The sequence below is a fragment of the Aulosira sp. FACHB-615 genome, from assembly GCF_014698045.1.
Classification (GTDB): Bacteria; Cyanobacteriota; Cyanobacteriia; order Cyanobacteriales; family Nostocaceae; genus Nostoc_B.
The window spans coordinates 78,397-86,774 of the sequence record NZ_JACJSE010000027.1; the positions used below are offsets into that span (position 1 = coordinate 78,397).

Annotated in this window: 9 protein-coding genes; 7 read left to right on the forward strand and 2 right to left on the reverse strand. The window is 38.6% G+C overall.

Annotated elements, in window-relative coordinates:
• The first annotated feature begins 236 nt into the window (after window positions 1–236).
• The 5 genes from hisS to H6G77_RS28040 all read left to right on the forward strand — a co-directional run bounded on the left by hisS (window position 237) and on the right by H6G77_RS28040 (window position 5,699).
• Window positions 237–1,628 (forward strand): histidine--tRNA ligase, encoded by a 1,392-nt coding sequence (hisS, locus tag H6G77_RS28020; RefSeq protein ID WP_190873288.1) that lies wholly within the window; start codon window positions 237–239, stop codon window positions 1,626–1,628.
• 18 nt (window positions 1,629–1,646) lie between these two features.
• Window positions 1,647–2,096 (forward strand): ATP-binding protein, encoded by a 450-nt coding sequence (locus tag H6G77_RS28025; protein WP_190873289.1) that lies wholly within the window; start codon window positions 1,647–1,649, stop codon window positions 2,094–2,096.
• Window positions 2,086–2,862: a tRNA(His) guanylyltransferase Thg1 family protein gene (locus H6G77_RS28030; RefSeq protein WP_190873290.1), complete on the forward strand. Its 777-nt coding sequence runs from the start codon at window positions 2,086–2,088 to the stop codon at window positions 2,860–2,862. The genes H6G77_RS28025 and H6G77_RS28030 overlap by 11 nt, the downstream gene beginning before the upstream one ends.
• 273 nt (window positions 2,863–3,135) lie before the next feature.
• On the forward strand, window positions 3,136–4,206 hold the full coding sequence (locus H6G77_RS28035; protein ID WP_190671823.1) for an XcyI family restriction endonuclease: 1,071 nt from the start codon (window positions 3,136–3,138) through the stop codon (window positions 4,204–4,206).
• A 5-nt stretch (window positions 4,207–4,211) separates the two neighbouring features.
• A complete protein-coding gene (locus tag H6G77_RS28040; RefSeq protein ID WP_190671826.1) occupies window positions 4,212–5,699 on the forward strand; it encodes a DNA methyltransferase in 1,488 nt (495 codons plus the stop codon).
• A 20-nt stretch (window positions 5,700–5,719) separates the two neighbouring features.
• Here H6G77_RS28040 and H6G77_RS28045 read toward each other — a convergent pair whose 3' ends face one another.
• Window positions 5,720–6,463 carry an arylmalonate decarboxylase gene (locus H6G77_RS28045; RefSeq protein WP_190592584.1) on the reverse strand — a complete coding sequence of 248 codons (744 nt, stop codon included), beginning with the start codon at window positions 6,461–6,463 and terminating at the stop codon, window positions 5,720–5,722.
• 107 nt (window positions 6,464–6,570) lie between these two features.
• On the opposite strand from H6G77_RS28045, the gene H6G77_RS28050 reads away from it, so the two are divergent.
• Window positions 6,571–7,212, forward strand: coding sequence for a hypothetical protein (locus H6G77_RS28050; protein WP_190592583.1), 642 nt, complete (start codon window positions 6,571–6,573; stop codon window positions 7,210–7,212).
• A 10-nt stretch (window positions 7,213–7,222) separates the two neighbouring features.
• The gene (locus tag H6G77_RS28055) at window positions 7,223–8,023 is read left to right on the forward strand and encodes a pentapeptide repeat-containing protein (protein WP_190592582.1); all 801 of its coding nucleotides are present in this window, start codon (window positions 7,223–7,225) and stop codon (window positions 8,021–8,023) included.
• A gap of 97 nt (window positions 8,024–8,120) precedes the next feature.
• Here H6G77_RS28055 and H6G77_RS36365 read toward each other — a convergent pair whose 3' ends face one another.
• Complete coding sequence (locus tag H6G77_RS36365; protein WP_277880674.1) at window positions 8,121–8,252, reverse strand: hypothetical protein; 132 nt, start codon at window positions 8,250–8,252, stop codon at window positions 8,121–8,123.
• Between the last annotated feature and the right edge of the window lie 126 nt (window positions 8,253–8,378).

Here is an 8,378-nt window from a genome sequence, read left to right on the forward strand (position 1 = left end):
AAAGTCCTATTGTTGGTAGTCAAACATTTTCGATCCCCCTAAATCCCCCTTAAAAAGGGGGACTTGAAGAAACTCTTAGCCCCCCTTTTTTAGGGGGATTGGGGGGATCTGGAAGAGCCAATAAACACAACGAACAAATTTTAAAATAAACTCTAAGGTGCGTTACACTACGTTAACGCACTATTTTATGACATAATAGATAGTCCATTATATTTAAATTTAAATAGATTACACAAATGGCCAAAACTGACAAAATTAACTTTTCTACTCCTAGCGGTTTCCCAGAATTTTTACCTAGTGAAAAACGCTTGGAATTATATTTACTAGATACCATCCGTAGAGTGTATGAAAGCTATGGATTTACCCCCATAGAAACCCCAGCCGTTGAAAGGTTAGAAGTATTACAAGCTAAGGGTAATCAAGGCGACAATATTATTTATGGTATTGACCCAATTTTACCGCCTAATCGCCAAGCCGAAAGAGATAAAGCAGGCGAAACTGGTTCAGAAGCACGGGCTTTAAAATTTGACCAAACTGTTCCCTTAGCAGCCTATATTGCCCGTCACTTAAATGAATTAACTTTCCCATTTGCCCGTTATCAAATGGATGTAGTATTTCGGGGAGAACGCGCCAAAGATGGACGTTTCCGACAATTTCGTCAATGTGATATCGATGTAATTGCACGGCGGGAACTCAGCTTATTATATGACGCGCAAATGCCAGCAATTATCACCGAGATATTTGAAGCAGTTAACATTGGTGACTTTTTAATTCGCATCAATAACCGCAAAATATTAACTGGCTTTTTCCAGTCATTAGGCATTGCCGAAACTCAAATTAAAACCTGTATTAGTATTATTGATAATCTAGAAAAAATTGGCGAAACGAAAGTCAAACAAGAATTAGAAAAAGAAGGTATATCAGCAGAAAATACACAGAAGATTATTGATTTTATCAAAATTGATGGCAATGTTGATGAAGTATTAGATAAACTTAAACACCTCTCACAAAACTTACCAACAGCCGAGCAATTTAGTTTAGGCGTTACAGAATTAGAAACAGTAATTACAGGTGTGCGTAACTTGGGAGTTGCCGATAAACGTTTTTGTATTGATTTGTCTATTGCCCGTGGTTTAAATTACTATACAGGCACAGTCTACGAAACAACTCTCATCGGCCATGAAGCTTTAGGTAGTATTTGTTCTGGCGGCAGATATGAAGAATTAGTGGGGATGTTTATCGGCGAGAAAATGCCAGGAGTTGGTATTTCTATCGGCTTAACTCGTTTAATTAGTAGATTACTCAAAGCTGGTATTTTAAAAACTTTACCTGCAACACCAGCGCAAGTAGCAGTAGTCAATATGCAAGAAGATTTAATGCCGACTTATTTAAAAGTATCCCAACAGTTACGCCAAGCAGGCATTAATGTCATTACCAACTTTGAAAAACGCCCATTAGGTAAACAATTCCAAGCCGCAGATAAACAAGGAATTAGATTTTGTGTAATCATCGGTGCTGATGAAGCCGCCGCCCAAAAATCATCACTCAAAGATTTGCAAACAGGTGAACAAATAGAAGTAGCACTAGCAGATTTAGCTGGAGAAATTAAACATAGATTAGAGATTTGATTAAACGTTGAATTAACAGTGCAATTAATCATTTTTATTGGGATACAGGCAAGCGGAAAATCAACCTTCTACAGTCAACGGTTTTCTGATACTCACATCAGAATCAACCTTGATATGCTCAAAACTAGACACCGAGAAAAGCGATTGATAGAAACTTGTCTGGAAATTGGTCAATCATTTGTTATAGATAATATAAATCCTACACCTGAAGAGCGAGAACGCTACATTTTGTTAGCCAAGAATCAAGGATTTCGGATTACTGGCTATTATTTTGAATCAAAAATTGCCGATTCAATTCAACGTAATCAAAATCGCAAACCGGAACAGCAGGTACCAGATAAAGGTATTAGAGGAACACACTCACGGCTGATACTTCCTCGGTATAAAGAAGGTTTTGACGAACTCTATTATGTTCGGTTAATACCAAAAGGAGAGTTTGCTGTACAGGAGTGGCTTGATGAAGTTTGAAGAGTTAGACACAAGACTGAGAATTTTTGAAACAGCCCACGATTTATGCGTATTGCCAGGGCTATTTATGGTTGCTCGAATTGATGGACGTAACTTTACTCGCTTGACAAAGGAAACTCACAAATTTGAAGCTCCCTTTGATGCTCAATTTCGAGATTACATGGTATCTACAGTAGAACACCTAATGAATTGTGGATTCCGGATCATTTATGGCTATACACAAAGTGACGAAATCTCACTTCTATTCCACCGAGATGAGGAAAGTTTTAGTCGCAAATTGCGGAAACTCAACTCTATTTTGGCAGGAGAGGCAAGTGCAAAGCTTTCACTTCTACTCAATAGCATTGCCGCTTTTGATTGTCGAGTGTCACAACTTCCTACCTTAAATCTAGTAGTCGATTACTTTCGCTGGCGGAATGAAGACGCTCATCGCAATGCCTTAAATGCTCACTGTTACTGGATGCTACGCAAAGCAGGTGAAAGTGCTGGAGCCGCTACAGAAAAGCTTGATAGGCTTTCAGTCAGTGATAAAAATGAATTACTTTACCAACAAGCAAACATCAATTTTAATAACTTACCTAATTGGCAGAAACGAGGTATAGGACTATATTGGGAATCCTATCAAAAGGAAGCAACCAATCCCCAAACGGGAGAAAACGTCTTGGCGATGAGAAGACGTATCAAAGTTGATATGGATTTGGCGATGAAAGATGATTACAGTAAATTTGTCCGGGATATTGTACTGCGGGAGCATCCTGATCTTTAATTTAGGAAGCTAGAGAATTAAATTGGCCTGTCTAGGCTAAAATAGTGCATTATACGGGAAAAATTAACCGCAGATGAACACGTATGAACGCGGATAAAATAGGTTTTTTAATGCAACATCTTAGTCTAATCACGCCACTATATATCTGTTCAAAAATCAAATATGAGTCATATATCTAGATTGCTGTATGTGGTGTCAGTAAAGGTTTTACATAGAAGTATTTACTTCTGGGCAGAGATCATAATTTCAACTGAATGATTAATCATAAATCTAATGGATAAAGAAGTATTAAAAGAAGCTCTGCAAATTGACTATCGATTACGCTCTACCTTTTTTTACAGAAAGTTATATGAATTGGGTTTTAATAGCTTCTTAACTGAAATTGACAAATTAATCGAACTGTCAGATAACTTTAATTGGGAATCTAGACACAACTGGGGAATTTCTGAAACTGCTTGGAATATTTTGGAACATAGTGGTATCCCTAAAATTTCTGTATTTGCTCACCCTAGAGTGCTTCAAGAACAACCAAAACTTTCTAGCTACTATCGAAGTGTTGCAGTTCTTCCACAGAAAGCTGCTAAAAAATTAGCTTTTTCCAGCATTGATTCTATCGAAGAAGGAAAGGGAAAGTTATCCCAAGATAAAGCATTAATCCTCTGCCAACTTTACAATTCGCATTCAAGCCTAATTATTGAAAGCACTAATGAATATAGTCAGACTGATATGCAGGCGTTAATGTATGCGTCTGCTGGCGCACAAATTAATGGTTCTTGGTTAAATAAAATTGGAGAAGAAGCAGAATTATTAACAAGACGAATTCTGATTCGCTCTCTACTGGAGGAAAATTATATTGTTGCTGCAATTCTCAAAGATGGTTCTTCGAGGTTAGATGCTGAATATTTAGAAGATTTAGTGGATAAAGTCGATTTACTTTCTGGCGTGCGTCTGAACAATCAAACTAGTATTCTGTTTTCTAGTGAACCTGACTTATCGCTATTAAATTCTGCTGGTGAAGCAGTTGCAGTTATTGAGGTAAAGGGTGGAAAAGATACAGCAGGTGCGTTAGAGAGATATGGTGCTGCTAAAAAGAGTTTTGAAGAAGCTAGAAGAATTAACTCTAATGTAGTTACAATACTTCTCGCAAGCTGTATAACTGATGAAGTTCATCGACGTTTACAAAATGATGAAGCTGTTAATCATGTTTATAATTTAACACAAATTGTTACTAGTGAAGAAACGAGATATCGTTTTGCTGCTAATGTACTTAAGTATATAGACATCAATATAGAAACTCATAATATTCAACAGAGCAATTCTGAACAAATTCAAAAAAAAAAGTAGAAAAATTGAGTCTTTCACTTGAGTTTGATTCTAACTTAAAAGTAATCAATTTTTCTCATGAACAGGTTTGTAATGATTCAGCTAGACTTGATTTAGAAGAACGATATTCTGAACTTCTAGAAGAAACTGATGAGTTTAATCGTCAGTTAGTAAGTTACCAGGGAAATAAAGGAGAAATTGCTCATGGGTGGATTCGATATAAGGAAGGATTTTCATTTAAATTAGTTGAAACTTTAATCAAACAATTTGGGATTAAACAGAAAGATACAATACTAGAACCTTTTTGTGGTTCTGGCACAACTTTACTGGTATGCAAAGCTTTAGGAATTAATGCTTTAGGTTTTGAAATACTTCCTGTATGCCATTTAATGTGGGAAGCTAAATCTTATCTTGAAGACTACGATATTGAAGAATTAACTCATCTATTTGAGAAATTGAGCAACACTATACCTACTAAAACAGAATTTGCTTTCCCTCATATCACTATTACTAGAGATGCGTTTTCTCAAGCAACAGAAAATGATTTAATGTTCTTCACTAATTGGATTAATACTCAAAAAGTATCAAAACAAACAAAAGTTTTATATCAACTGTTAATAACTAGCGTTTTAGAAGAAGTTAGTTACACAAGAAAGGATGGTCAATATTTAAGATGGGATTATCGCTCTCAGAAAGTTCAACAGAGAAATCAAGTAAGAATTGCTCAAGATAAAATACCTGTCAAGCAGTTTGATAAAGGAGCAATACCAACCGTTAAAGAAGCTTTACTGCGGATATTTAAAAAAGTAATTCTGGATATAAAATCACTAAAATACACTTTACCAAGTGACAGTTTTCAGAATGTGATAAATGGTAGTGTGCTTGAAAATTTGCCAAAGTATGAAAGTGAGCAATTCTCTGGTGTAATTACGTCACCACCCTATTGCAATAGATATGATTATACAAGAACTTATGCTTTGGAACTGGCATATTTAGGCACAGATGATTTGGATATTCGTAAACTCAGACAAAATCAGCTATGCTGTACTGTTGAAAATCGCTCTAAATTAGATAAACTTGAACAAATTTATCAAGATATAGGTAGAATAGATAACTTTAAAGCAATTTGCAAAATTATTACAGGTAATAGTGTTTTTCAAGAAGTCAATTCGGCTTTAAAAGTTAGACAGGAACGTGGAGAAATTAATAACCCCGGTATATTGTCTATGGTAGAAGGTTATTTTTATGAATTAACTTTTTTATTTGCTGAGATATTTAGAACTTGTAAAAAAGGTGCTTACGTTGCTTTTGTTAATGACAATGTACGCTATGGTGGAGAAATTATACCTGTTGATATGCTGTGTACTGAAATAGCTGAGGCTATTGGTTTTGTCCCAGAAAAAATATATGTTTTACCCCAACGGAAGGGCAATAGTAGTCAACAAATGAAGCGATTTGGTAAAGAATCACTGCGTAAAAGTATTACGATTTGGAGAAAGCCTGAGAAAATATAAAAAGACGGAACTGTATTAGATTAAAATTCTCGCAAGAGTCTACCACAGCCATAAACTTGATCGTGAATGTCATTTTGGCGTAGGGCGTACCACCAAGTAGCGGCGTTGACAGCAATTACTGGTTTAGCGATCGCTCGCTCCATTTCATCCGCCAATCGGAGCATACTTAAATTAGTCCCCATCTGTACAATTGCCTCTACATCATCGCCATCAAGTTCCTGAAGATGTATTCTTAAAGTATTTTCAGATACCTCTGCAATGGAAATAGCCGTAGGACAACGGAGACTTTTAAGGCGAACAACTTCTATACCAATGTCACTAAAAAAGCGGCGGATTCTTTCATCAGCTACAGCTTGGTAAGGGGTAATGACAGCGATTTTCTTTACTTGCAAGGCTGTCAGTGCTACCTGATATGCCGAAGCACAAGAAGCCACCTTGATACCAGCATAATCTTCAACTCGCTTGATAAACTCGATGTTGCCTGTTTTACCTTCCCAAAAAGTTTCCGCACTCATCGCCATAATTAGGTAATCGACACCCGCAGTCATCACCCGATCAATTGCCGAAAACATTTCTTGGGCGATCGCCTCCAAAAGCTGTACCATCTTTTCATCACTACTCAAATCCTGGTTCCTCAGATAAATCCGCGATGTATGAGAAGTTACCCCAGGCACAGCCATTGTATGAAAATCAGGTTCGACAATCGTATTTGTACTAGGCGCAAGCACGCCAAATTTTTTTCGCCATCCTAACGCATCTGTCATTGTTCACTACTCAGTACATAAAAGATTGACTGTAGCTTATGGTAGTTTAAAGTTACGGCATATTATTGCAATATGTAAACTTTACTTCATGACTGGAGAGCAGAACCTTGGGTATAGAACTACGCAGTTTCGTATTTCTTGACAGCTTGCAGCCGCAACACGCAGCTTATATGGGAACAGTAGCTCAAGGTTTCTTACCCTTACCAGGAGACACATCATTGTGGATTGAAATTTCTCCTGGGATTGAAATCAATAAAATTACTGATGTCGCCTTAAAATCTGCCTCTGTTCGTCCCGGAGTCCAAGTAGTTGAGCGATTATACGGTTTATTAGAAGTTCATTCTGGTTCCCAAGGAGAAACACGCACCGCAGGTCAAGCCATTTTGGATTTGTTAGGAGTTAAGCGTGAAGAATGTCTCAAACCGCGTGTTGTGTCTAGTCAAATTATCCGTAATATTGACGCTTACCAAACACAACTAATCAATCGTACCCGTCGCGGACAATTGCTATTAGCGGGACAAACTTTATATGTCTTAGAAGTGGAACCTGCTGCTTATGCTGCATTAGCCGCTAACGAAGCCGAAAAAGCGGCGGCGATTAATATTTTAGAGGTACAAGCTGTAGGAAGTTTTGGCAGGTTGTATTTAGGTGGACAAGAACAAGATATTCTAGCAGGAGCGAGGGGAGCGTTAACCGCAATTGAAAGTGTAGCTGGTCGGACAAATCCCAATAGTGGCCGCCAGGAGTAAAGGAGAGAAAATGGCAAATCAAGAGCATCTGGTTTTACTGAGAGCCGGTGCAGTTACCTGGAGCGAATGGAGACAGAAAAATCCGCAAATTCAACCAGACCTCAGTGCTGCGAACTTACAAAAAGATAACCTCAGAGGCGCAAATCTTTCTCAAGTCAACTTGACCAAAGCAGATTTGAGTCAGGCTTTACTGGTACGTGCAAATCTGAACGGTGCAGATTTTAGTGGCGCAAATCTGGAACAAACCAAGCTCATTGAAGCCAACTTAAGTGGTGCTAACTTAAGTGTGGCTAACTTAAAGGGTGCAACGCTAACCCAGGCAAATTTGAGTCATGCCAACTTGATTGGTGCGGATTTAAGTGAAGCAAATTTGAAAGAAGCTGCGATCGCCCATGCTATCCTAATCGGCACAGACCTCAAAGATGCTAACCTCAAAAGTGCTGATTTGGGTGCAGCCAAACTCATCCGCGCTAACCTCGCCTACGCTAACTTGATTGAAGCCAACTTAATTGCAGCCGATCTCAGTAAAGCCAACCTCTACAAAGCAGATTTAATTGGGGCTTATCTGTACAAAACAGATTTACATAATGCGAATCTCAGTCATGCTTACTTAGTTAGTGCCTATATGTTGCAAGCTAACCTCAGTGAAGCTGATTTAACAGGTGCAAACTTAAGCTGGGCAAATCTGCAAGGCGCAAACTTGGCTGGTGCTAATTTAACTGGTGCTAATCTCATCGGTACTAAACTGCGCGGCGCAAATCTTATCGGCGCTAATCTTGAGGATGCAATTTTACCTGAAGTATGTCGTTAATCTTTTGATAGGGAGTAGGAAAGAAGCCTTGGGAATGATGCTAGAGAGACGAGGGAGACAAAGTAGACAAGGGAGATGAGGGAGACAAGGGGGACTTTCAAGGGTAGGGATGGGAGGATGGTGAAGAAATCTTTCCCCCCACACTCCCCACACTCCCCACACTCCCCACACCCCCCACACTCCCCACACCCCCCACACTCCCCACACTCCCCACACTCCCCACACCCATACGTGAGAGCTATATTGACATCCTCCCACCACTAATTCGGGGTACCGAATATAGTGGGGGATTCCAAGAATCACTTCTTGGGTTTCCTCTTTCCACGAGTTGACTTGCTTGAAGGAGTTACCTCAC

Bases quoted from the DNA above. Each gene is read 5' to 3' on its own strand.
- hisS (WP_190873288.1), top strand. From the start codon at position 237: ATGGCCAAAACTGACAAAATTAACTTTTCTACTCCTAGCGGTTTCCCA.
- H6G77_RS28030 (WP_190873290.1), top strand. From the start codon at position 2,086: ATGAAGTTTGAAGAGTTAGACACAAGACTGAGAATTTTTGAAACAGCC.
- H6G77_RS28035 (WP_190671823.1), top strand. From the start codon at position 3,136: ATGGATAAAGAAGTATTAAAAGAAGCTCTGCAAATTGACTATCGATTA.
- H6G77_RS28045 (WP_190592584.1), bottom strand. From the start codon at position 6,463: ATGACAGATGCGTTAGGATGGCGAAAAAAATTTGGCGTGCTTGCGCCT.
- H6G77_RS28055 (WP_190592582.1), top strand. From the start codon at position 7,223: ATGGCAAATCAAGAGCATCTGGTTTTACTGAGAGCCGGTGCAGTTACC.
- H6G77_RS36365 (WP_277880674.1), bottom strand. From the start codon at position 8,252: ATGGGTGTGGGGAGTGTGGGGAGTGTGGGGAGTGTGGGGGGTGTGGGG.